This is a genomic window from Raineya orbicola, assembly GCF_002843425.1.
Taxonomy (GTDB): domain Bacteria; phylum Bacteroidota; class Bacteroidia; order Cytophagales; family Thermonemataceae; genus Raineya; species Raineya orbicola.
In genome coordinates this window covers 1-997 of sequence record NZ_NKXO01000094.1, presented here as the reverse complement: position 1 = coordinate 997, position 997 = coordinate 1, and the positions used below count along the sequence as shown (strand labels likewise).

Here is a 997-nt window from a genome sequence, read left to right as displayed (position 1 = left end):
ATGCCAATCTGATAAATATTTTTGCAAAACAGCTAACATTTCATTACCTTTGCGTAAAGCTTTCCCTTGTGTGTGAGCCATATAAACTTTGTTTTTTCTCTCAACAATTATATGGCTCTTTTTTTACTTTTTCAAACTAAAAATTTTGTCGGAGGACTGAAAGAAGATTTATCATTTTCGTTTTTCATATCAAACCTAACAGACTTCCTTTCTAACAAATCAGTTAAGAAAAACAATTTTATTTGGTATGCAACTGACAAAGAACTAAACCTAATTCGACAATTTTAAAAAGGAAATAAAATGGAAACAAAAGGAAAAAACATTTCACTTAAAGCAATTCTAATTGCAATTGGACTTGGTATTTGGGTAATTGTGCTACAAAATGCTGGCATAATACCGACTAAGCAAAACGTTTATGTAAAAGGCGGTTATATTGACGCAGACATTAACGGAACAGTTGATGTTCGTGGTTCGGTTGACGTTGACAATACTGTATCAGTTTCAATTGACGAAGTATTAGGTCGTGACGGAAAGAAATACTATTACAATAACAGATAAAAACGCCCTATAACAGCGTGTTGCCTCAATTGGCGGTGGCGTGCAAAATTGAAGTTGAGTGCTCCTATCAAACTTTTGTGCAGGTTGACAGTGAAGTGCTCCGAAATCGCCAACTGCGGCAACACGCAAAACGTTGTTTCGCAATGCCTCGCTTCGCTCGGCACTGCGAAACAACGGGGCGGAGATTACATCTCTTGTTGTCCTTGTGCCTCCGCTTCGCTTCGGCACTGCGTACAACAAGAGATTTGCAAAATTCTGAAAATTTTTCTTCGCTTCGCTCAGAAATTTTCAGAACTTCGCAAATCTCCGCCCCGTTATAGCCTATATTAAGATAAAACCAACAAGAATGAAAAAATACAGTTTTAAAGAGATATCAGTTTGTGAAATGTGCGGAGACCAAACAGCAAATCATAAAGTTTTGGGACAACGACTGAATAAA

2 protein-coding genes are annotated in these 997 nt (G+C 37.1%); both read left to right on the top strand.

The window, feature by feature from the left end; translation table 11 throughout:
- The first annotated feature begins 300 nt into the window (after nt 1-300).
- A complete protein-coding gene (locus tag Rain11_RS13750) occupies nt 301-558 on the top strand; it encodes a hypothetical protein (RefSeq protein WP_101359942.1) in 258 nt (85 codons plus the stop codon).
- Nucleotides 559-642: 84 nt separating this feature from the next.
- The gene (locus tag Rain11_RS13745) at nt 643-888 is read left to right on the top strand and encodes a hypothetical protein (RefSeq protein WP_133121603.1); all 246 of its coding nucleotides are present in this window, start codon (nt 643-645) and stop codon (nt 886-888) included.
- The last annotated feature ends 109 nt before the right edge of the window (nt 889-997 follow it).

What these genes read in the sequence shown, in the direction of transcription:
- Rain11_RS13750 (WP_101359942.1), top strand. Translation starts at nt 301, where the DNA reads ATGGAAACAAAAGGAAAAAACATTTCACTTAAAGCAATTCTAATTGCA.